Below are 23,136 nucleotides of genomic sequence, written 5' to 3' on the forward strand. Positions count from 1 at the left end.
ACATCAAGCTTCCACCTCCTGCTCCTGCCAAGCACATCTGAGTAGAACGGTAGAGCGTTCAGCAGTGCCTATCTTTAGCTGATCAATAGCCTCTATTTCTTGAGGGCTTGTAAATCTAGCGCCAAAAAGCGGTCTAGGGGACGGTACATCCAATACATTGAGCTGGTGGCATCTAGGCTTGTTTTTTGAAAGCCCAACATCGCCCCCATTTTCTCGTAGATGGGGTGAATAACTAAAGTGTGTAAATCACAGAGATTGGGAAAATCCTGCTGCATCCGCCGCAACGTTTCCTGCGTATCCAGTAGCAACGGAACTTGATATACGTCCCAGTAGAGGGGATCAATCATCCAACTCCGCACGTAAACCGACACACAGTTTGGATCACCTGGTGTTGCCATTTGAAATGGATCCACCTCCGTCAAGGTACTCAAATGCAGACCCTTACTCGGTGCCGAGAAGAAATTTACGTCGGAGCCACTGTCCGTCGGATAGAGCAAATAAAAGCCTACAGGATTCAGGGTAGTGACCTGTCGCAACACTCTCATCCCTGAGCCATACTGCCTAGCCCACTGCCGGAGTTTTAACGTAATGCAGTGCGGAGCCGTCTCAGAATTTTGGTTCATCCAGTTATAGTTGCGGGCTAACAAGTTAGCCACTGGAATAGCGTCGCAGCGAGGGTCAAAGTCATCGGTTTTTAACTCTACCATCTCCTCAGAGGCGTCCCACCCTTCCGGCATCGGCTGAATTTCGATCCAGGTGGTATTGCCGTCAAACTGCTTCTGGATCAGACCCAGGGCGGCTAGCTTATCTAGCATCATCCCGGCGGCGCGATCGCTGCCTTGATCCTTATCAAAGTAGAACAGATCTGCCGCTTGCCGATGGGTACAGATGACTGTTTGGGTGGGCAAGACCAGGGCCTCAAGGGGAGGCCGCAAACGAGGATTATTGGCTAGCTGCTCTGTTACAAGAGCGTAAATCCATAGACGCACAAAGCTCTCCGCTCGAATCCGAGTTAGCCCGACCCGCTGAATCAATTTCCCCACGGTTTGCTGCTGCCATTCAGGAGGCCACCATTGATCCAGCTCTTCAGTATTCAATTACTTCACCTCACTTCACCCTCTTTCAGTATAGTTCTTGGCCCTGATATTGCTTCAAAGCCTTACGGTGAAATCATTGTGGCCTCACCCGGACAGAAGCCAGAATGCAATTAATCTAATCAAGCCCTTCGGAGGCCATTATGAGCGACAAACAAATCACTACCCCCACGGTTCATACCAGCGCTTGGATTGCCCAAACCTGGATTTCCTTCACTGTTTCCATTGCCGCCACCGCTATTGGCATCGTCTATCTGCCCGTCAACCCTTGGATGAAGGGTTACTTGGGCATGGGAACCTTATTTTCCATCGGCTCCACGATCAGCTTGTCCAAGACCATCCGCGACGTTGAAGAGTCGAAGCGGGTGCTCAGCCGCCTGGATGAAGCCAAGTTAGAAAAACTGCTAGCCGAACATGACCCTTTCAACTCATGACCCTTTCAACTGAGGACAAAATTATGCATCTGCAAACTAAACAGCTATCACCTCCTAAATTTTGGCTATATATGACAGCGTATATGCTGATCAGTTGTCTAGCTTTTGGGTTCTCTTCCGGTGGCTATTCAGCTCTATTGATCCTTTTTGTAGTAACTCATTTTTATCTCGTCGTCTGGATAATATTAACGATTATCTGCATCAAGGCACAACGGATGAAGTATTCTGCCAGATTGATGTATCCCGTCTTCAGTATTCAAACGCTTGCCATTCTTTTAAGCCCTGAAGATTCTGGATATTACGGCATCACTCAGTGCAGCAAGAACTTTATTCAAAGATTTCTCCAGCCTGAGAATTGCAATGGCTTGTGGTTACATTGGGATACTTATCCATTCATTCTCGGCTTATACGGCTTACTGGTAACCCTTTTTCTGATTGATGTTCTCCGACTGCAATTCCAATCAGCAGCACAATAATGTCCCTAAAGACTTCTTCTGAAGCCACCCAACTCTATCTAGCTCAACGATTTATCAGATCTGTTTTCGTTGAATAGCGGTATATCTACCCACTCAGTGCCAAAAATAATCTCAATCACAAAGTGATGATCCGCCAGCTTTCGAAATATATATCACCCAAACGCTTACAAGGTTTGTGATTGAGTTCGACTGAGATGACAGAGCTGCCAACACCAAAATGAGGGATCACTGGCCCAAAAAACAGGCTTTTCGAGTGTCCCTCGCGACTGAACCTTCTATACAAACCAGGACTTAGATCATGCTTCTGACTCACCCTCTTACGACTTCCCGCAATGCCCTCAGCATTGGTAAAGGTGTTATTTCACTCCTCCGCAATCCCAGCAATACCGAATCGGTCTATGACATTGAAGATGGGCTCTACGGAACCCAAGCTATGCAACTCGCGGTGGACTTTATTAATACCGATGTTGATACTGCTCAGCTGGTGCAAGATCGCTATATTGCCCCTTCACCCAATCTTGAAGCACTGCTGCAGTATCCCCAAGACTCATTGGGCTATTGCTACGCCGCCTCATTGACGGAGGCGGGGTTTGACCCAGAGTTTTACCGTGCGATCTCAGTTCAAGACGATGCCAGCTACATCCTCCTCCGACTCCGCCAAACCCACGATATTTGGCATCTGATTACCGGATTTAGCACCGATGTGGCTGGAGAATTGGGCCTCAAAGCCTTTGAACTTGCCCAAACCCGCCGCCCAATGGCCTTGGTTTTGCTCACCTTTGGCTTACTCAAGGCCCTGTTAAAAACACCTGATACCCTTGCCACTCTGCTGCCAACGATTTCCCAGGGGTACCAGTTGGGACTGCGAACCCAGCCTTTACTGTCCCAAAAGTGGGAAGAGCAATGGGAAAAGCCATTGCAGCAATGGCAGCAAGAGCTGGGTTTCACAAGTTGAGATCTGAGGCAGTCCACCCCCGATCCTGGACTGCCCTTTTCATTCAATCAAGACATAAGGAGCACAAGACGATGAGATATATCGCCCTTGGATTATTAGCCTTTCTAGCATTGATCGTTCTAGCCAGTTATGGCGTGGTGAGCTGGGCTGATATTGCCACCATTCAGTTTGTGGATTGGATAATGGGTCTCGCCATCTTTGGATGGTTAGTCACCATTACCACGGTTCCCTGGAACGTCCATTTCCAAGCCCGAGAAGTGGTGGCAGAGATTAACCTGTCCCTAGAAAAAGGGATTCAAGTTGATTCAGAGCAACGGCAGTATGCCGTGATGGTAGGCCGAAGAAGTTTATGGGTCGCATTAGCATTACATGGCACGTCCGCAGCAGGTCTTTTTGGTCTTGCTTGGTGGCATATTAGCGCTATTGGCTATTTTGGTTCCCTCGCTGCACTCCTGTTAACTGTATTGCGCCCTAGTATTCGCGCCTACTATTTTCTGGCCAAGCGCCTATCAATGATTCAACGCCAATGTAAGTATCCTCGTGAGGATATGCTGGAGTTAAGAGGCCGAGTAGCCATGCAGGAAAAGCTAACGGAGAGCCTGATCCAGCGCTTAAATCTAGAGGATCCAACCTCCTGGATAAGTGGACAACAGCGACAATGGGCGTCTGTTCGTCAAGATCTTAATCGCGTGATGACGGCTCTCGAAACCCTCACAGTAAATAACCAGGTCGAGCATGATCAGATAGTGAAGGATGCGGAGAATGCGATCTCACAGCTTAGCGAAGATGCTCAATTCTTAAATCAAGTGCGTGAGTTGCTCCGCTTTGTTAAAGCCGCTTAGTCCAAACCAACACGCTATCCTAAACACCAATCCCCTAACAATCACAATTTGTTCTTTAGTGTCATCATCCCCACCTACAATCGGCTGCCGATTTTGCAAAAATGCTTGGCAGCACTCTTTTCTCAGGACCTAATATCCCCACATATCTACGAAGTCATCGTGGTGGATGATGGCTCTACGGACGATACGATGCCCTGGTTACGAACTCAGTCAGTTCCTTATCTACGCCATAGCAACCAAGCCCACCAAGGTCCGGCGACAGCCCGCAATCTCGGTCTCCAAATGGCTCAAGGCGATACCATCGTCTTTATCGATAGCGATTTAGTCGTCACAGCCCAATTCCTCCAAGCCCATGCCCAAGCACTCCAACAAGCCCAGCAGCGGTTAAAGCATGATCGCTTATTTACCTATGGCCGCGTGATTCAAACCCATAACTTTGCCGATCCAACCTCTGAACCCTATAAACTTTCAGACTATTCAGCCGCCTATTTCGCCACTGGAAATGTCGCCATTTCCCGTCGTTGGCTAGAGAAGGCTGGCGGATTTGACCCCAGTTTTCAGCAATATGGCTGGGAAGATTTAGAGTTAGGCGTAAGACTTCAACAGCTCGGCCTCAAGCTGATCAAGGCGCCGAACGCCATCGGCTATCACTGGCATCCCCCCTTTAGCCTGGATCAACTGCCCCACTTGATTCAACAGGAACAGCAACGAGGGCGAACGGGCGCTCAATTTTATCTCAAGCACCCTACGGTTAAAGTCAAAATGATGGTTCAACTGACGATTTGGCATTGGAGCCTCTGGGGACTGCTCACCCTCAATGGCAGGTTAAACGAACGGTCACTATTGCCTTTGCTGCGTTTTTGGGTGGACCATAATCGTCCACCCGTTGCCTTGGCAATTTCTCGCATCTTCCTCAACTGGTATCAGGTGCAAAGCACGCGCAGCGCCTTTACCCAGCTTATGCAAACAGGGGCTAGCCCCCATGACTGATTTCAACTGTAGGACTAAACAAGAGCGAGCACCAAGGAGTGGCTTGCCGTGATCAGAACAATTTGCGAGAGACAGATTTACGAGAAGCGGACCTTACCGGGGCTGACTTAATCAGACGCACAAGTCAAAATCCAGGCCCTAGAAGAGGCCATTTTAAACAAAACGGTCTTCCCCGGTGGACGCATCGTCAGTCAGGAACAAGCCTAGGGGGTGTGGGTTAGGACGCTGGCAAAAGGTGCATTCGCTGCTCCCTTAGCAAAAAACCAGGAAGCTTCTACCGCAGAAAGCTATCCACCAGCCACAGCATCACAAAGATCACACAACTCAAAATGGCTTGCGGCTGAACCGGATCGGTTTGTAAGCCTGTTTGCAAGAGGGCAGAGCCGATCAGGGCACCTAAGCCAATCGCAACTAAGGTTAACAGTAATGCGCGTCCTAATTTTTGTTCTTTTCGGTTGAGCCAGTAAAGACTAAATCCAACACCCAGTGCTAACAGAAAGGCTAATGTATCTACAGTTTGAGACAGGAGGGCAAACCCAGCCAAAGCCGTATAGCAGGCCCCGACAATGACCACTTCCTGCCTCTCTGGCTGATCGATGGATTGCTGGAGCCAGCTGGGAGATGGGTTGATTTGCGGCATACTGAGCTTGGGAGGCTTCTTCTCAGCCAATCGCTCGGCAAAGCGAATACCTTCGGGAACCTTGATTTTTCCTTCTTGCCGCTTCCGCAAGCGGTCCATCAAGACAGAGTCATAGGCCGCTTCCACCATTTGTCGGCATTTCTCATCTTCTTGATTCTTAGCAATGATGCGGTCTCGAGCATTTTGGATATCTTCGAAAGATGCGTTTTCAGCAACTTCCAGGATTTCATAAGGATTTTGCTCGCTCATGCGTTTTTCTTCCATTGCCCTAAACTCTTCTGCCAACTCACATTCTGGGTTAGATTCGGAACGTTCAATGACGCTCTCCCTTTAGAATCTAACAATAAAGATTCACCTTTACACCCTAATATGCATAATTTACTCTTGCACATAACTTTCAGAATCTTTTCTAACTCCAGGGGTGAAAGCTGGCAATTTCATGTTAAAACTTAACATTTTAGGTTAGAACGGGGCTTCATCGATATTGGCTTGTGATTGCAAAAAATCGAGAAATTCCTGCAATTCTTGATCCGTGAGATGCTGGCGGGAACGCTTGTTATAGGTTTGTTGCAAATGCCGCCGTCCCTCGGTGCTTGTCCATCCCAAACGCTTCAATTCAACATCGGTTTGGGCAATAATATCCGACAGATCCAGGGGCGAGTCTAGGGCTGTAACCTCAGGTGAGGAGGCCCGAGAAGACTTACGTTTTGACGTAGCAGGTTTGGTTTTCGGTCGACGGCCCCCATTGCTAGAGCGCCGGGGTGGCGCAGCTTCTTCCACGAAATCAGATACGGGCATTTCTGACATTGGCAAGCTGGGATCATCCCACTCTGCCGCATCAAGGGCCCGATTAGCGATAGTCTGTAGGTCTTCGGATAAGGATGCGGGCTGTAAACGAGCGGGATTCTGATCACCCATCAAGTGAGCTTGAGTTTCAAAGGGAGCAGCATCTATTCCCAAAACCACTAGGGCTCGAGCACGGGCATGGTCTTCTGCTTCCTCCACCGTGGGAGCAGCGGAGAGCCCAGTTGCTAGGATGGTTCCCCCCACCTGAATAAGTGCCCGCACAACATAGTGGTCTGGCTCCGCTTTTAGTAATTCAGAGATAAGACTCCCGGTGGGATATTGAGACCGAAACTGCGAATACATAAACTGCCTTCCAGCAACTCTCTCGATCGAATCGATTGCACGTCAGTCAGCATAGTCCTCCAACGGGCTTATCTAGATGGCTCAGACAAACTGCTAAAGGCGGAATTTCTGTTCAGAGTGTGTTTTGAACTACTAACCAATACTCTGATTTTGCTTAGACTCGTGAGGAAGATGATCCGTTTACAATCCATTGATTATATCTTTCTTGTGGTTAATCGCGAGGGTTCTTTATTGGCCGGTTTCTTCCTACTTTTTGATGAAAAAATCACCCGAATGCTGACCGTCTGAGGGCCATTCCAATCCGCTAAGATTTTCCCCAATTGGGGGTCGATTATTTCCAAGCATCGGATGTTGGTTTAGATAGAATGAGTCGTCTAAATCCATAAAATATAAAGCACAAGATTCCTGAAGAAGTTTTAAACTAGAAGTAATTAAAGAAATGTTAATCCAATCCACTTTACCCCGCGTGACCAAACCCATTAGAAGTCAGTTTGAGCGACAGGTACAAGCTATTCAAGGGGATGTCCTCCGTATGGGAGCTTTGGTTGAACAGTCCTGCCGTTATGCGCATGCAGCGTTGTTCAATCGTGATTTGTCGGTTGTTGATACCCTCTCGCGCCAAGATAAGCAAATCGATCAATTTTATAAGCAAATTGAGGTGCAATGCCTGCAATTGATTGCCCTACAATCCCCAGTTGCAGGTGATTTGAGATTGATTGGTACATTGATGCAGCTGATTCGCGATTTAGAGCGAATCGGAGATTATGCCGAGGACATTGGTGAAGTAGCCGTCAAGCTGTTTCCATATCCGGTTGCATCCTATATGCCTAAAATCGAGCATATGTCGGAACTCTGTCAGAGTATGTTGGCTTTGAGTTTGTCCGCCTTAACTCAACTGGATGCAAAGGTGGGTCTACAGGTCAAAGTGGAGGATGATGCGGTCGATGATTGCTACGAAAACCTATATGGGGTGCTAGCCAGTCAGTCTGCTACTGGTTCTACTGAGCCTTTATTGTTGTCAATGTTAGTGATTCGTTCTTTAGAACGAATGGCGGATCATGCCACTAATATTGGTCAACGGGTCGCGTTTATTGTAACGGGACAACGTTAGTGGCACTCCAAGGTTTTGCTGATGGGATGGGCCCCAGGAAAAAGATTGGCAATCAGCTATTTTGGTTAGAATCAGTTTTAGTTTGACAGTATGACCACTGTGAGAAACGATTAAGAGGTCATACAATACTTATAGGGTGTCCCAGGTTCCCACACTCAAGCATTTGATGCTAACACTGTACTTTCTTTCAGTACCCCTTATCCTTTGGTCTTAGTGCTGCGATCGCAAACCTCTTCTCGAGGTCCATTGAAACCCTCGGCACTTTGCGAACCAGTATCGCCCACCCGCATAAGCTTGATAGTTTATATGCTTATGGGACTGAGCAGCTAAGATCTTGTAGATGGATATGAGTGTGAGTAACCATGACGGTTTGTTTCATGCTTAATCTCAAAGCGCAGGTCATACCAGACATACTGATGTCTCTAACGTTATGACCAGACCCCTGTCGCGAGATGAGCATCGTTACAGAATCGAGCCCTAGCCATCATGAAGGACAAAAAATTGCATGGAATTCTCGATTAGTGCTCTGTTGAACAACTTTGCAGATGATAAATTACTTGCTCCCAAGGCCTTAGAAAAAAAATTAGATTGTCAAGCCTCTGACAATAGTAGACAACTCCAGATTACATTGGATGCTCTGGAGAAAGTCGGTATCCTGACCAAAGAGCGGGGAAAATACAAGCGCCTTTCGGAAGATGGGGTTATAGAAGGAAAGCTGCGATGTTCAAGCAAGGGGTTTTGCTTCGCCATCCAAGATGAAGACGATACCGAAGATATCTACATTCGAGAAAGTCAACTCAATACCGCCTGGAATGGTGACCGGGTGTTAGTCAAGGTGACGAAAGAGGGCCGTCGTCGTCGGAGTCCAGAAGGAGAAGTTCGACTGATCCTCGAGCGTTCAAATCCCTCCGTTATCGCTCGAGTCAAAAAGACAGACGAGAGCGAATTCCGGGCCGTTCCCCTTGATGATCGACTCCTCTTTGAATTGGTTTTGCATCAAGAAGAAGATGGACCTGAACTGGAAGCAGCCATCGATCAGCTCGTTCACGTTGAAATAGTTCGCTACCCCTTAGGTCAACGGTCACCTTTAGGGCGGGTCACACAAGTCCTTGGCAGTGATGCCCAATCGGCAGCAGATACTGAACTGGTCTTTTGCAAATATGATTTGCCTCGCCGCTTCCCCGATCCTGTGATAGAAGCAGCTGAAGCCCTTCCCAAAAAACTACGCAAGACCGATCAAAAGAAACGATTAGCCCTTCAGAAAGTGCCCACCCATACCATTGGCGATGCGGATTCCCATCCCACCCAACTGGACCATGCGTTTTCTGTAGAAAAACTAAAAGGCAATCAGTGGCGGCTGGGAGTGCATGTGACCGACTTAGTATACTATTTCGACACCGATTCCCCCATCGACCGCCAGGCCAGACAGCGCAGCGCCGCCATGTTCTTGGGAGATACTGTCCTGCCTCTATTTCCAGAGATTTGTGTCGATCGCATAGGTGCCCTCACCCCTGGGAAAGAACATCTGACATTTTCAATCTTAATCACCCTGAGTGATGAAGGAGAGGTGTTAGAGTTTGAAATTCAACCATCCGTTATCCATGTCGATGGGCATATCTCCTATCAGCAAGTGCAGGAGATTCTGGAGGGTGATAATGCGCCTGGGAAGGACGTGATAACAGCTATCAGCCATCTCCAAACGGTTAGCGATAAAGTTCGTCACCACCGCTTTAGTCGTGGCAGTTTCGATTTGTGCTTACCGACCAAACCGGCTCAAATGATTGGCGATGAAGGCGATTTAGGCACGGTTATCTTATCTCCCCCTGCTCAAGCTCACAGCATTGCGACCGAGTGTTTAGTCCTGGCGAATCAGCTGGTTATCTCGCATCTGCAAGCCCTGGCCATCCCCGCAATTTACCAAATTCAAGCGCCTCCTGATGCCCAGGATTTGCAAGATTTAATCAAGCTAGCCGATAATATTCAACTCTCCCTGAGCCTACAACAGGAAGAAACGGTCCAACCTCAAGATTTCCAGACTTTTAGCCAGACGATCCAATCGTCAGAAATGGCTCCGATTCTGTTCGAACTCCTACAGACAACCCTCAAACCGGTCCAATACAGTGCGGTCTCCGGGCCTCATTTTGGGCTGGCGCTGGTCAATAATTATGGGCACTTTACTGCCCCGCTGAATCGCTACAGTGATTTACTGAATCAGCGTATTCTCCAGGCTGTTTTAACTGAAGGTCGAGATCGGCGGACCTCACGAGCCAAGGAAAAAGTAAACCTGCGACATAGTTCTTGCCATGGCCAAATTAGCTGGAATGTTCTCCCACCTGAAACACAGCGTCATCTTGAAGCGTTAATCACAGATGCCATCTCCTACCTAAATGAGCAAGCAAACTTGGCACGGCAGGCCTCTCAAGATTTAGCAGGCTTGCAGAAAACGAAGCAGATGCAAACCCATACTGGGGAAGTCTTACAGGGCATTATTACGGGTATCCAGTCCTATGGTTTCTTTGTTCGTATCGAAACGCTGATGGTGGAAGGACTCGTCCACGTTAGCTCCCTTAAAGATGATTGGTACGAATATCGCTCCCGCCAGCAAACCTTAGTGGGTCGCAAGAATCGATGCCAGTATCGTCTTGGCGATCGCGTAGATGTTGAAGTCAAGAGCGTAGATTATTATCGACAGCAAATTGACTTAATTGTTGTGGGAGGAGGCAGTGAAGCCTCAGAAGAGGATACAATTGAGCCCCCAGTAAAGATTGGGGACGAGGTTGAAGCTGAGATTGCCGAGGGGGCAGCAGAAGAATAGCCTATCCTGCCTCTCTCAAAAGCAAAAGGAGTCACTCATGGATGTTTTAGAATTTTTTCAAATGAGTGCAGGGATTTGGCACTCCCATCGAATTACCCACCATCTATTACTCAGACGGTCTGAGTCGGGCAACACCCAGATCGAAGTCAAGGTGTTAGGCCCAGCGGATCCTCAAGTCATTGAGATTTGCCAATTACACCAAGTTCCTGCTGATCAGGCCATCGGCGGCTGTTTTGTGCAATGGCAAGGAGCCATGGCCTGGGATCGAGACGAAGAGGGGGATCACCGTGGATCGACCGTATTTGTCTTAGTCCCCCATCCTGACCATCCAGATTCAGGACAACTCTTAAGAGAACGGGGTTATGCAGAAAATGTGCCAGTGGTGGGGCACTATCAAGTCGATCCCCAAAAGGGTTTAGTCTTAACCACTGAATACAACACCATCAGTTCTCAAGAATGCTTTAGGTTCGTGACCCCTAACCTGCGACTGCGGACCACTACCGTTAAGCGCTTTGGCGGATTCAATACAACATCCCTGTGCGCAGAAACCAAACTCATGGGCGATGCCTTGCCCCTGAATCCCAAATCCGTTGTCAACTCAACTCCTTCTGAGCCCAGATCTGCACGCGCCCCATCTTGGTTAGGGTGGTAACCCTCCCTAGGAAGCAGGTATTTCTTGTGATTCTTCGATGCTCAGATCGGTGGCACTCGAGACTAAATCTTCACGGTAAATATTGAGATCGAACCAAAATGTTGTCCCGACCCCTGATTCGCTGACCAGGTTCACACTGGAATGGTGCTTATCCAAAATGTTTCTAACGATGGATAACCCTAAACCTGTTCCTTCTAAGGTATGGACTCGATTTTCGACGCGGTAGAAGCGATCAAAAATCGCGGCTTGATCGTCCGGTTCAATCCCGATTCCTGTATCAGCAACCTCTATACGAATCCGATGAAGCTGTTCATCTGCTAGTGGGTAAGCGCGAATCACAACTTTACCCCCCTTTAAGGTAAATTTCAGGGCATTTCCGATCAAATTGGTCAGAACTTGCAGCAGTAAATCATAATTCCCCCAAATGGGCGGTAGATTCGCCTGAATTTTATGACTGAGCTCAATCCCTTGATCACGAGCCGTAAGCTGATAAGTTCGGAGGGTTTGTTCAACGGGCTGAAGCAAATCGACCGCCTCAAAGCGATATTGCTTGCCAGATTCAAGCCTTGAAAGATCGAGGACGTCATTCACAAGCCGGGTCAGCCGATCCGTTTCCCGATTGGCAGTATCTAAGAATTCTTGGCGATCCTCTATGCTGAGATCCTCTCCATAGTCGTGCAAGGTTTCAATAAACGATTTGATATTGAAAAGGGGGGTCCTGAGTTCATGGGAAATATTGCTAATAAACTGACTCTTAGCTTCATTCAACTCCACTTCACGGGTAATATCTTGCACCGTCATCGCAATTCCCTTGACCTTATCTCGCTGTTGGTCCAAAACGGTGGTCAACAAAATTCTGACCGTGCGAGGTGTGGGGCCAGTTAAGGTAATTCGAAACTCGCTCCCTTCCTGACCTGCAGCACTTTGGTAGAGGGGGCGGGTTAACTCGATTTGAACCGGTTCAGGCAGATGACCCAAGACCTTTTGACCCACCACTTCACTATCCCAATTAAATAGGCGTCGTGCGGTCGGATTAGCCAGGATCACCGCTAAGTCCGTATCCAGTAACACGGCTCCATCCGCAATGGTGGAGACTAAGGTTTCTAACTTAGCTTTTTGGGCGGTCAGCTCTTCAATGTTTTGCTCTTGATAGCGTTCCAAACGCTTGGCCATGTCATTGAAGCTGAAAATGAGTTCACCCAATTCCCCGCCAAAGGGTAAATCGACGCGTTTCTTGAAATTCCCCGAAGCAATGGTTTTTACACCAACCACCAGCTCCTTAATCGGATTGGTGATGATCAGAGCGTTAAAGACTGCGCCTAAAATAACCATGACCCAGATGGTGATAAAGACAGCAATGGTGACATCTCGCGTTAAGTGAGAGGAGGTGACAACAGCGGGATTGGGATTAATACCAATTGCTAGGACGCCAAGATACTGATCTTCTTGCAAAAGGGGGATAAAGACATCGGTTACCTCTCCATCCGGTGTTGAATGCTCCCGCACCGTCACCGAGCCTGAAGTCGGCAAGAAATTATCAGGGAGTTGCATGAGCCGCCTCAGGGTTAAGGAGCTATTCACTTGAGTCTCGGAATAGGGAATCCCATAATAGATACTGCCCTCTTCATCTGCATAGATCATGTAGCGAATACTAGAGGTGCGGCTATAGAATTCACGGGAGAGTTTTGCTAAATCTCCATAGTTATGATCGGCCACTAAAGGGGCAACATTGGCGGACAACAGCAATCCTAAATCTCGTCCAAATCGGTTGTCTTGTAGGCGAGCATCTTGTTGAATACTGTTAACTGCCCAGAAGGTCAAGCCACTCATCAGTAGGGACACCACCAATGTGGCTGCCACCATTAGCCGAGTTTGAATATTGGAATCGGCCCACCAACTGATAATAATTTTTCTGAATTTTTCAAACAAGAGCTGAATCAAAACAGAACCTAAATGGACTTAAACTCTTAAAGCAAGGGGCATAAAAAATCAATTCATTTTTGGAGACATTGATTCTTGGGGACATTAATCATAATCAAGTGAATTAAGCTGGCACTGATCCCACTCATTATTTTGGCATGATCTGTGTTGGCAGATCATGAGCTGGTAGCGTCAACACCCGTTATTGAGAGAATGGAGGCTTTTTACCAGGTGAGTCTTTCTCTATTCAATCCATTCTATTTCTGTCTAACGGCGATTACAGGGCATCATTACCATTGAGATGAAGTTTTCACCCTCTCGGCAACAGCTCTATCATTTACTCCGGCACTCAACAGAGCCCGATTTGGCGCTGGCAGCACTGTATATTGCCCAAGAAGAATATCCAACCTTGGATATTTCCGCTTATCTCAATAAGCTGAATACCATGGCAATGGCAGTGGAGGAGCAGCTCGCCGCTGAGGCCTATCCACTCAAGGTTTTACAAACGATTAACCGATATCTTTACGAGGATCTGGGCTTTACAGGAAATACTCAATGTTATTACGATCCCCGCAATAGTTTTCTCAATGATGTAATGGATCGAAGGCTGGGTATACCGATTACCTTATCTCTGGTGTACATGGAGGTTGCCCGTCGGGTCGGTTTCCCAATGGTCGGGATTAACTTTCCAGGACATTTCCTCATTCGACCGGATCGGGGCGACATGAGCATTCATGTCGATCCTTTCTTTCAGGGGGAACTGCTATTTGAGCAAGACTGTTGCGATCGCATCACCCAAGTCTTCGGTCAACCCATGGACCTCAGACCTGAATTCTTTGCTGTTGTGAGTCCCCAACAGTTTTTGATTCGGCTGCTGACCAATCTTAAGCAGATATATCTCAATGAGAACCAATTGGAAAAATGTCTGGGGGCTTCTGAGCAAATCCTTCTCGTTGATCCGAAGTATTATCGCGAGCTGCGAGATCGGGGTATCTTGTACTATCATGTAGGCCGTTGGTCCGAAGCCCAACAAGATTTACAAGAATATTTAGCCCAACACCCTTCCCCTGAGCACATTCCATTGGTTCGAAAGTTACTTAATCAAATGAATGATTTTTCCTAACATGGCGAAGTGTATTTTACAATAGGTATTGTTTCTTACTTTATGAATCGGTTCCCCTTCCTTTGGTTTTCAACGATTCACCTAACCTCTGACCTCCTCTGATGCAACACGTTTGTTCTACCTCTCCCGAATTAGTTTTTGCTGGTTTTCATGCCCTCGCTGACCCTCTCCGTACCCACGTTTTAGAGCTCTTACGCCATCGAGAGCTTTGTGTTGGTGAGTTATGTGAGTCTTTGGACATTAATCAGTCTAAGTTGTCATTCCACTTAAAAGTTCTCAAAGATGCCGAATTAGTCCATACGCGCCATGAAGGCCGATGGATTTACTACAGTCTCAACCTGCCGCAGTTCGTGGTCCTGGAGCAATATCTAGCAGAATACCGTCGCAATTCGGAAATTATGCCTCCCCGGATGTATGCTTCCCCCACGACTCCGTGAGGATTTGCCCGGAGCTTAGAGTAGTCAAGCGCAGGCAGCCATAAAGCTGAGTCAGCCCATCCAGGCTAGAAACAGAATTGGCTGGCCTTAATCACGCTCTCCGTTTAGGCCTTTATTCAAAACGATGGTTAATCAGTGGACGACGGCTGATCACGCATTGGATTATCTCGCGAGAGCGGATCAAATTCCTCACCGCACAGAGGGGGAAGCAGTTTTACTTGCCCATGTCCCTAAAACGGCGCGACGACTGTTGGATTTGGGGACTGGCGATGGGCGCTTGTTGGCCCTGCTCAAACTTGATCGCCCTGAGGTTGAGAGCCTTGCCGTTGACTTTTCTCCAACCATGCTAGCAGCTGTCCGGCAGCGTTTTGCGGATGATCTGCGAGTCACCATTCTGGCGCATAATCTGGACAATCCACTGCCACCTGTCGGAACATTCGATGGGATTGTCTCCAGTTTTGCGATTCATCATCTCTCCCATCCCCGTAAGCAGTCGCTTTATCAAGAAGTCTTTGATCGCCTAGAGCCAGGTGGAATTTTTTGTAATTTGGAGCATGTCGCTTCGCCCACCCTGAGACTACATCAACAGTTTTTACAGGCGATTGGCTACACTCTGGCAGAAGAAGATCCGTCTAACCAGCTCTTAGACGTTGAAACTCAACTCGGATGGCTCAGGAGTATTGGCTTTGAGGATGTGGACTGCTACTGGAAATGGCTGGAGATGGCTTTGTTAATTGGGGTAAAACCTCTATGAAGCTGCCTGCCCAGCGAGTTAGGTCTGGGGCTCCATGGGAGGCACAGGTGGGATATTGTCGTGCGATTCGAGTTGGTAACCAGATTTATCTTTCAGGGACAGCTCCTGTGGATGCTCAGGGACAGGTCGTTTCTACGGATGGTTATGCTCAAGCTAAACGGTGCCTAGAGATCATCCAAACAGCATTGCAGGAGTTAAAAACAGATACTCATGCGATTGTGCGAACTCGCATGTTTGTCACCGATATTTCTCAATGGGAGGCATTTGCGCAGGCGCATCAAGAATTTTTTGGGGCCCATCCTCCAGCAACCACGATGGTTCAGGTTAGTGCGTTGATTGATCCAGCCATGCTGATTGAAATTGAAGCAGATGCAATTTTCCCTGAAGATAGGTCTGCGTCAATGGTTACGGCCCAAGCGTGTCAGAACATGGCCGATATTCGAGCTGCCATTGATCAGCTTGATGCCCAGGTGATTAAGCTGCTGGGGCAGCGGTTCGAGTATGTGAAAGCAGCGACCCAGTTCAAAAGCAATGCCCAAAGTGTCCGAGCGCCTGAGCGTCTGCAGGCAATGATGCAACAGCGACGGCAATGGGCTGAGGCTGTTGGATTAGATCCAGATGTTATTGAAAAGCTTTATCGAGATTTAGTGCAATATTTTATTGAGCTTGAATTAGCCGATTGGCATTCGTCTCAGTAGTACTTTTATTCAAAAGTGAAGATGTTTGAAAATGTTATGGGTATTATCCTGTGATGACAGGTTGGGCATGAGACTTGGATAGATTTCGGAGGTGAGTTTGGAACTGCCATACCAATAGGACGATCACACAAAGTTGGGCAACCAATCCAACCAGAGCACTGCTCACTAACATGGGTTTAGAAAAATCACTAAAGGGATAGCCCAAAAAAGTCCAAATCATCATGGAAGCAGGCATCTCATCGGGTAGGATTTGCAAAATTGCCAACATAATGGGTGGAACCAGCATCCAAATCCCCAGCCCCCCCATGGTCCAGGTATAAGGGTTGCGTATTTTGAGGGCAAAAATTTGTTGGACGACGGTTGTATAGATCAGCAATACCCCGGTCAGGGATAGAACCACAATCGCAGCGATCGTTGGGTTTTCTTTGCCAATCCCGACTAAAAAGAGCCAGGGAACATACAGCGCATTGATAATCAACAGATTAATTGCGATCGCAACGATGGCTGGACTCTTATCTGCCCAAACTAAATCTCGGAGAATCCCTTGGGGGTTCTGTTGAAACCGTAACCAATCTAGAAGAGACGCTCGCTGTGGACAGAGGGCTAACATAATCACTAGGGTCATCCCGAAATTAAAGGCATAAAGCAGCCATGTTCCAGCCGCTTCAGAAAAATCTGCGACACCAACATTGTCAGATGTAACCACGAAAAAGCCAATGACTAGGGCTTCTAGAAACGCCACAATTGCGTAACTTTGCCATTTACTCATCACCGTCGTGTTGGGATTGCGGAATAGGCGGGCTAGCATTAACCAAATCAGACCGGTAGCGATAGCCAAAGCCAATAACGTAAACCCGTGAGAAAACCCTGCAGACTGGTTGATCGTTTGCCCAAACCATTGAATGGGATTGTTTGCATAGGTATAGGGGTAATCCTTCCATTGGGCAGACCAAGCTTCAAATCCTAATGGATTCCAGGTAACCGCAAAATTCCAGGCAAAGTAAAGGGGGGAGAGGAAGAAGAGGGTTAAGCCCGCAAAAGCAACAGCAACAACCGATTGCTGGCCGACAGCAAGGGTCCGTGAACTACTCAATAACCCGTACAAGATTGCTAAGCTAAATAGGGCAAAACATCCAGCGATTAACATCAAGTAGTAGCTGATTAAAAACAAGAATGGCATCTCCGAATTTAGCCCTGCAATAACGTGCAAGGGAATGGCGAGCCCAATCGCCATGTAGGGCAAGATCGGTACTCCCAACATTTTTCCGAGTAAAATACCTCGACTGGGGCGGGGGCTAAGCCGAATAAAATTGAGCGTGCCTCGTTTCTCTTCTTGATTCAAATCACTGACTAGATAGTAGCTCCCTGCAGTAAACAGTGCATAGGGCAAGATCCAGGTCATTGTTTCCGCTAAACCGGCCCAACGTTCTATCACAGGGTTATAGGTTTGCTGAGAAAAACTCAGTCCTAGTAAGGTTTGACCGACGAGCGAGATCACAATCGTTGCCGTAATACTTCGAGGTTTTAAACGACCTCGAAATTCTCGCAACAACTGGGGATTCCAATTGCCCAATCGATTAATAAAAGTGGATGTCATAATGCGACCCGAGGATTATGAGGTTTGCCGATAGCCCATTTTGATAAAGATATCTTCTAGGCTTTCTTGGGTACGGTGGAAATCAATGATGGGGAAATTATGGGAGACGAGCGATCGCAACAACGCCACAATCTCGTCATCAGTGCCAGTGAAGGTGACGGCAATTTGATGTTTATCCGGTAACACTTTGCATTCATGGACTAACCCATGGTCCTGTAGAAAGGCTTCAACCGGGGCTAACTCTGCCACGGTAGAAATGATCAGCTGTTGCGTCTGATCGCGATTGTATAAAGCGCGCAACTCTGAACTCTCAACCAGCTGGCCCGTCTGCATAATGCCGATGGAAGTACAGAAATCTTCCAAATCGCTGAGGATATGGGATGAGATAAGAATGGTCAAGCCTTGCTGCTGCAAGATTTTTAAGGTTTGACGAAACTGTACCCTAGCCACTGGATCTAAGCCCGAAACGGGCTCATCCAGCAACAACAATGTCGGTTTATGAATGATGGTTCGGGCCAAACTGAGCCGCTGCTTCATCCCCCGTGATAGGGTGCTAATTGGGCTATAGCGCTTATTCTCCAGATCCACCAAAGCCAACACTTCATTCAATCGCTGACTCAGGTCTGGCTCTTGCAGATAATACAATCGGGCAAAATAATCCAGATAATCCCAGACCAATAAATCATCGTATAGGGGAAAATCATCCGGCAAAAAGCCAATGCGTCGCTTGATGTCAGGGTTGGGTTGATTCTGAATAAGAGTCTGTCCACCGATGGAGATGCTGCCTAGCGTGGGTTCTTCCGCCGTCGCCAACATGCGGATCAGTGTTGTTTTGCCTGCTCCGTTGGGGCCAATCAAACCATAAATTTCACCTTGCTGGACTTGCAAATCCACTTGGCTAACGGCAATGCTGTCACCAAACTGTTTTGTCAGTTGCTGCGTGGCAATGACTGGGAGACGAGCCATTTATTCACTGACCTTTACGAGTACGAGAACGATGCCATTATGACATCATCTTTGTCGGTCAAGACGCAACCGAAGGGGATATTGGCGATGATTCTCGATCTGAGGCCAAGCTGGACCATAAGGGGAGGGGGCTGGAAGATCAGACCTGTGATCGTAAACGGCATAGCTATTTACATCATCAAAATAAAAATACTAAGCGCCAAGGAAAGGAGATTCAAATTAGGAGAAACCTCGATATGACTAGCAATTGTATTCACTCTATCTTCACTGGGGGAGTGTTAGCATCGCTCCCGATGAAATAAGAGAAGATAGCTAATATGGCAATCCTTGAACAGGATCGTTTTGATCAACAACTCCTAGACCTTGTAAACCAGGAACGCGAATCTCGCGGGCTGAGACCCTTACAACTCAGCCAGAATCTTGATCAAGCTGCTGATCAGTATTCAGCTCGCATGGCGACGGGTGACTTTTTTGCTCATAGAGATCCAGAAACGGGGACTAGCGCTGGAGATCGCATTGAAGCGGCAGGGTATACTGGCTGGTCCACATGGGGGGAGAATATTGCTGCAGGGCAGACAACCCCAGAGGAAGTTTTCAATGCTTGGATGGGCAGCTCTGGGCATCGGGCCAATATTCTAAATCCTAATTTCACGCACATGGGCATTGGCTATGATTTGCTTGAAAACGATACTGGCAATCAGCGCTACTCCCACTACTGGACTCAAGTGTTTGGTGCCGGGGGGGTAACAGGTACCTATGTTGCTCAGACCGATGGCAATACGACCGCAGATAACCCCTCCAATCCGAATACCCCGCCTGCCCCTGTTAATCCCCCACCGACCGAACCCGTTGATGAACCGCTGGTGGGGACTCCGGGCAACGACCGACTCACGGGTACAGGCAGCAATGACAACATGTTTGGTCGTGACGGGAATGATATCCTGCGGGGACAATCAGGCGGCGATATGCTTTACGGAGAAGCTGGACGGGATAGGCTCTATGGGGATGCTGGTGCCGATCAGCTATATGGCGGACTTGATAATGACACCCTTTGGGGTGGTGCCGGAAAAGATACCTTGACGGGCGTAGATACAAATTCACCCAATTCAGCTTCCCAGGTAGATGTGCTAGTGGGTGGACAGAATGCAGATACGTTTGTCTTGGGAGATGCATCAACAGTTTTCTACGACGATGGCATCGACAACACCTATGGTACAGATGGTTATGCTTACATCTATGACTTTCAGGGTGCCCAAGGGGATCAAATTCAATTGTCAGGGGGTGTGGGTGACTATCGTCTCCAATCCTACGGCTCAGGCCAGATCCTGTTTCTCAATACGCCGGGACTGGATGAAGTCATTGCTTTTATTGCTAATACCGATAGTCTGAGCTTGACCGATTCAGCAGCATTCACGTTTGTGTAGGCTAACGTCGCCCTGACTGAGCTGAGAAGCGCGATATCAATACGTTTCAACCCGAATGTTGTTTAACGCTCTAACCCATGTCTGCTTCGGTGGACATGGGTTGCCCATTCCGAACTCCCCATAAACTCCCGTCACCACCCTTCCCAGACCCGGATGGATGGCAAGCTCAAGCCAGCATCGAGTCAGTTGTGATCGCTTGTTGCTTAGTGATATACAGGCCCGTATGGAGCTGTACGTCTTTTTTCTATAGCCAGGCCCCTTGGTGTAACATCTCAGGGATGCTGTCAATGCTGTTGTGATGTCCGCTCCACAGAGAGAACGGTTGATCACGCTGAGGGAAAGGGAAGACTTTTACTAGAGTTCGTAAATTGTGCGTCAGGAGAGGTGGGCAATCATGGCTAGAAATTGGAAGTACATTATTCCAGGGGTGATTGCAGGTGCACTGACGCTAGGGGGTGTTGCGGCCTATCTGTATCTAAAAATGATTCCAGCACAGCAGGGGACGAGCACAATAGCGATCGCAAAAATAGTACCCGATGAAGCATGGATGGCGGCCTCCATTAATCTCGATTTCGACGCCTGGAAAAAGCTAGAGCAATTTGGGACACCAGAGGCTCAGAAACTCTATGCTGAGGGCTTAGACGCCTTAATCAAGGCCATTGATCAGGAATTAGCTGAAGAAAAACTGAGCTATAGCCAAGATCTAAAACCCTGGCTGGGGAATGCAATGATGGCATTTTTACCAGCGGAAAAGCCTGAAGGAACGCCTGGGATTGTGGTGGTGATTGGTATTAAGGACAAACTCGCGGCTTCAGATTTCTATAACAAGGTTAAAAAGCAGGATGGCTTAAAAATCCAAGAAACCAAGCAGTATAAAGGGGTGGAGATTGTCAAAATAGGGGCTGATCAAGCGGGCAAACCTGGATATGTCGCGATCCTGGACAATCACCTAGCGGCATCGGATCAGGTCGATACCGTCAAAAAAGCCATTGACGCCTCTCAAGGGGCTCCTTCTTTAGCAACAACTGGAGAGTCGGCTAAAGCCTTTCAATCTCTCAAGTTAGAAAATTCAGTCGCCCAGTTCCATCTGCTGGACTATGCCAAAGCCATTGAGCAACTGGATATTTTGGATGAAGCAGATGCGCCTGAGATCCCGCCAGAATTGGAAGATCAGCTCAAACAGGTGAAATCAATTTCCATGGGCATGGGGATTGACGAGCAGGGGATTCGCTTCAGGAGCGTGACTCAATTCGATCCGAAACTGTGGAAAGGACAATTTGACCCGATTCCCGGCAAGATTATCTCGCGCTTCCCTGCCAACACGGTACTGTCGGTCAATGGGGCAAACATCAAGAAACGGTGGCCGCTTTTTGTGGAACAGTTTTCGGGCATTCCTGAATTTGCCTCTGCCATCGATGCGATGCGTATCTATGTGCGTCAAACGACTCGGCTGGATGTGGATCGAGACATTATTAGCTGGATGGATGGTGAGGTGGGTTTTGCCCTGATTCCTAGTAAGGAAGGTATTCTTGCACCCGTAGGCTTTGGGGGGGCGCTGGTGTTGGATACCAGCGATCGCAAAAAAGCGACCGCCACGTTTGCCAAGCTGGATACCTTTGCCCAGCAAAATAAGATCAAGATCGCCAACAGTAAAATAGGCGACGTGCAGGTAACCCATTGGCAACTCCCCTCCTTAGGACAAAACATTATTGGGCGGGGATGGTTGGATAACAACACGGTGTTTGTGACCGTTGGTCAACCCATGACTCAACTTATGGCGAACCGTCCCAAAAAGACCCTTGATAAGAGCGATAATTTCCAATCTGTGACGCAATCTTTACCCCGAGACTCGGGTTATTTCTACGTCAATATGGAAGAGGTGAATCGCCTTTTGTTTAGTTATCCAGATGTGGCGAAGAGTGAGTTTAATACGCCTGAGGTGAAGGCTGTTATGAACTCGATCCGAGGTATTGGCATAGCGAATGCCCAAACCGATTCATCCACTTTGACCAGCGAGTTTTTATTAGCCCTAAAGCCAAAGAAATAGCCGGAGTACTCAATCTTTGTATCCAGTAGTTCAACCTGGAATTAAGCCTAAGAAGCTGTTTGCAAAGTCTTGGAAAACTCTTATCAAATCTGGCTTTCAGCGATTTCAACTATTTTGACTGAAATCTTTGCCAGATAAGGCTTCCTTAGACCTCTTGCATAATTGAATTTGCGATATGGTATTGAGCCTAATGTTCTTTCTCTTCAGTACCATACCCAATGAAATACGAAACAGCCCAACAGCTGAGTGCCAAGGACTTCAAGCGACGAACTGGAGTCTACAAGCAAACCTTCAAGCGCATGCTCCACGCATGACATACCTATCATCTGGGTCGCTCCAATGCAGGGCGACCTCCAAAGTTGTGTCGCCCTGATCAACTATTGGTGGCCCTTCAATATTGGCGAGAATATCGGACCTATTTCCACATTGCAGGAGATTGGGAGGTCTCTGAATCAACCGTCTGCCGTATTGTCCACCAGGTCGAGAGTGCTCTGATAAACTCAGGACTCTTTCGCTTACCCGGTCAGAAATCTCTGCTACAAGGGTTGGAGCGACCGGATGTCGTTGTGATGGATGTGACTGAAATGCCCATTGAACGTCCCCAGAAAGGCCAAAAAGCGTATTATTCAGGAAAAAAAAGAGACATACCCTCAAATGCCAGATTATCGCTGAGCGCAGCACTTTAGAGATTATCTGCCTTAGCTTTGGCCCAGGTCGTCGGCATGATTTTCAGATATTCAAGGTTTCAGGTATCCATATCCATCCACATAACGAGAGTCTGCAAGATAGCGGATATCAAGGGATTGCAGCCTACCATGCCAACAGCTATGTTCCCCTCAAGAAGCCACAACAAGGTGAACTGACTTCCCTGCAGCGAGAGTATAACCGTGCTCTGAGTCCAGAACGAATGGGCATTGAACACATTAATCGCAGCCTGAAGATTTTCAGAATTCTGTCGGAGCGCTATCGCAATCGTCGTCGCCGTTACGCGCTGCGGTGTAACTTGATTTCA

Annotated in this window: 21 protein-coding genes and 1 pseudogene; 16 read left to right on the forward strand and 6 right to left on the reverse strand. The window is 47.9% G+C overall.

Features of this window, described 5'->3' with window-relative positions; translation table 11 throughout:
• Positions 1-92: 92 nt before the first annotated feature.
• Complete coding sequence (locus Q0991_RS17780) at positions 93-1,097, reverse strand: hypothetical protein (RefSeq protein ID WP_299490820.1); 1,005 nt, start codon at positions 1,095-1,097, stop codon at positions 93-95.
• 140 nt (positions 1,098-1,237) lie between these two features.
• Between Q0991_RS17780 and Q0991_RS17785 the strand changes: the two genes are divergently transcribed.
• From Q0991_RS17785 to Q0991_RS25245, 6 genes are all read left to right on the forward strand, one after another.
• The gene (locus Q0991_RS17785; RefSeq protein ID WP_299490822.1) at positions 1,238-1,528 is read left to right on the forward strand and encodes a YiaA/YiaB family inner membrane protein; all 291 of its coding nucleotides are present in this window, start codon (positions 1,238-1,240) and stop codon (positions 1,526-1,528) included.
• 215 nt (positions 1,529-1,743) lie between these two features.
• Positions 1,744-2,004, forward strand: a complete 261-nt coding sequence (locus Q0991_RS17790) for a hypothetical protein (RefSeq protein WP_299490824.1) — start codon at positions 1,744-1,746, stop codon at positions 2,002-2,004.
• A 298-nt stretch (positions 2,005-2,302) separates the two neighbouring features.
• The gene (locus Q0991_RS17795; RefSeq protein ID WP_299490826.1) at positions 2,303-2,959 is read left to right on the forward strand and encodes a Coq4 family protein; all 657 of its coding nucleotides are present in this window, start codon (positions 2,303-2,305) and stop codon (positions 2,957-2,959) included.
• Between the two features lie 71 nt (positions 2,960-3,030).
• On the forward strand, positions 3,031-3,801 hold the full coding sequence (locus Q0991_RS17800; RefSeq protein WP_299490828.1) for a hypothetical protein: 771 nt from the start codon (positions 3,031-3,033) through the stop codon (positions 3,799-3,801).
• A gap of 48 nt (positions 3,802-3,849) precedes the next feature.
• Positions 3,850-4,791, forward strand: a complete 942-nt coding sequence (locus tag Q0991_RS17805) for a glycosyltransferase (RefSeq protein WP_299490830.1) — start codon at positions 3,850-3,852, stop codon at positions 4,789-4,791.
• A gap of 38 nt (positions 4,792-4,829) precedes the next feature.
• Entirely contained in the window at positions 4,830-5,012 is a 183-nt protein-coding gene (locus Q0991_RS25245; RefSeq protein ID WP_366524999.1) for a pentapeptide repeat-containing protein, read from the forward strand.
• Positions 5,013-5,065: 53 nt separating this feature from the next.
• On the opposite strand, the gene Q0991_RS17810 is transcribed toward Q0991_RS25245, so the two are convergent.
• Complete coding sequence (locus Q0991_RS17810) at positions 5,066-5,695, reverse strand: CPP1-like family protein (RefSeq protein WP_299490832.1); 630 nt, start codon at positions 5,693-5,695, stop codon at positions 5,066-5,068.
• Between the two features lie 198 nt (positions 5,696-5,893).
• Positions 5,894-6,580: a hypothetical protein gene (locus Q0991_RS17815; RefSeq protein ID WP_299490834.1), complete on the reverse strand. Its 687-nt coding sequence runs from the start codon at positions 6,578-6,580 to the stop codon at positions 5,894-5,896.
• A gap of 439 nt (positions 6,581-7,019) precedes the next feature.
• Here Q0991_RS17815 and phoU point away from each other — a divergent pair, with 439 nt between their 5' ends.
• The 3 genes from phoU (at position 7,020) to Q0991_RS17830 (ending at position 11,158) form a co-directional block, all read left to right on the forward strand.
• Positions 7,020-7,691, forward strand: a complete 672-nt coding sequence (phoU, locus tag Q0991_RS17820) for a phosphate signaling complex protein PhoU (RefSeq protein WP_299490836.1) — start codon at positions 7,020-7,022, stop codon at positions 7,689-7,691.
• A gap of 505 nt (positions 7,692-8,196) precedes the next feature.
• The gene (locus Q0991_RS17825; RefSeq protein WP_299490838.1) at positions 8,197-10,506 is read left to right on the forward strand and encodes a ribonuclease R family protein; all 2,310 of its coding nucleotides are present in this window, start codon (positions 8,197-8,199) and stop codon (positions 10,504-10,506) included.
• Between the two features lie 37 nt (positions 10,507-10,543).
• Entirely contained in the window at positions 10,544-11,158 is a 615-nt protein-coding gene (locus Q0991_RS17830; RefSeq protein ID WP_299490840.1) for a phycobiliprotein lyase, read from the forward strand.
• A gap of 6 nt (positions 11,159-11,164) precedes the next feature.
• Here Q0991_RS17830 and nblS read toward each other — a convergent pair whose 3' ends face one another.
• A complete protein-coding gene (gene nblS, locus Q0991_RS17835; RefSeq protein ID WP_366525001.1) occupies positions 11,165-13,096 on the reverse strand; it encodes a two-component system sensor histidine kinase NblS in 1,932 nt (643 codons plus the stop codon).
• Positions 13,097-13,379: 283 nt separating this feature from the next.
• Between nblS and Q0991_RS17840 the strand changes: the two genes are divergently transcribed.
• The 4 genes from Q0991_RS17840 to Q0991_RS17855 all read left to right on the forward strand — a co-directional run bounded on the left by Q0991_RS17840 (position 13,380) and on the right by Q0991_RS17855 (position 16,090).
• Positions 13,380-14,201 carry a tetratricopeptide repeat protein gene (locus Q0991_RS17840; RefSeq protein ID WP_299490842.1) on the forward strand — a complete coding sequence of 274 codons (822 nt, stop codon included), beginning with the start codon at positions 13,380-13,382 and terminating at the stop codon, positions 14,199-14,201.
• A gap of 101 nt (positions 14,202-14,302) precedes the next feature.
• Positions 14,303-14,638 (forward strand): metalloregulator ArsR/SmtB family transcription factor, encoded by a 336-nt coding sequence (locus Q0991_RS17845; protein WP_299490844.1) that lies wholly within the window; start codon positions 14,303-14,305, stop codon positions 14,636-14,638.
• Positions 14,639-14,762: 124 nt separating this feature from the next.
• Complete coding sequence (locus tag Q0991_RS17850; protein WP_299490846.1) at positions 14,763-15,392, forward strand: class I SAM-dependent methyltransferase; 630 nt, start codon at positions 14,763-14,765, stop codon at positions 15,390-15,392.
• The gene (locus tag Q0991_RS17855; protein ID WP_299490848.1) at positions 15,389-16,090 is read left to right on the forward strand and encodes an isochorismate lyase; all 702 of its coding nucleotides are present in this window, start codon (positions 15,389-15,391) and stop codon (positions 16,088-16,090) included. Before Q0991_RS17850 ends, Q0991_RS17855 begins: the two co-directional genes overlap by 4 nt.
• Before the next feature lie 43 nt (positions 16,091-16,133).
• Here Q0991_RS17855 and Q0991_RS17860 read toward each other — a convergent pair whose 3' ends face one another.
• Complete coding sequence (locus Q0991_RS17860; RefSeq protein WP_299490850.1) at positions 16,134-17,687, reverse strand: hypothetical protein; 1,554 nt, start codon at positions 17,685-17,687, stop codon at positions 16,134-16,136.
• Positions 17,688-17,702: 15 nt separating this feature from the next.
• On the reverse strand, positions 17,703-18,653 hold the full coding sequence (locus Q0991_RS17865; protein WP_299490852.1) for an ABC transporter ATP-binding protein: 951 nt from the start codon (positions 18,651-18,653) through the stop codon (positions 17,703-17,705).
• 317 nt (positions 18,654-18,970) lie between these two features.
• Here Q0991_RS17865 and Q0991_RS17870 point away from each other — a divergent pair, with 317 nt between their 5' ends.
• The 3 genes and pseudogenes from Q0991_RS17870 to Q0991_RS17880 form a co-directional block, all read left to right on the forward strand.
• Complete coding sequence (locus Q0991_RS17870) at positions 18,971-20,077, forward strand: CAP domain-containing protein (protein ID WP_299490854.1); 1,107 nt, start codon at positions 18,971-18,973, stop codon at positions 20,075-20,077.
• A gap of 394 nt (positions 20,078-20,471) precedes the next feature.
• Complete coding sequence (locus tag Q0991_RS17875) at positions 20,472-22,124, forward strand: DUF3352 domain-containing protein (RefSeq protein WP_299490856.1); 1,653 nt, start codon at positions 20,472-20,474, stop codon at positions 22,122-22,124.
• Positions 22,125-22,342: 218 nt separating this feature from the next.
• Positions 22,343-23,136: pseudogene (locus tag Q0991_RS17880) on the forward strand (IS5 family transposase); the annotation flags it as partial.

Origin of the sequence: Acaryochloris sp. IP29b_bin.137, from assembly GCF_028285745.1 — a bacterium.
Taxonomy (GTDB): Bacteria; Cyanobacteriota; Cyanobacteriia; order Thermosynechococcales; family Thermosynechococcaceae; genus Acaryochloris.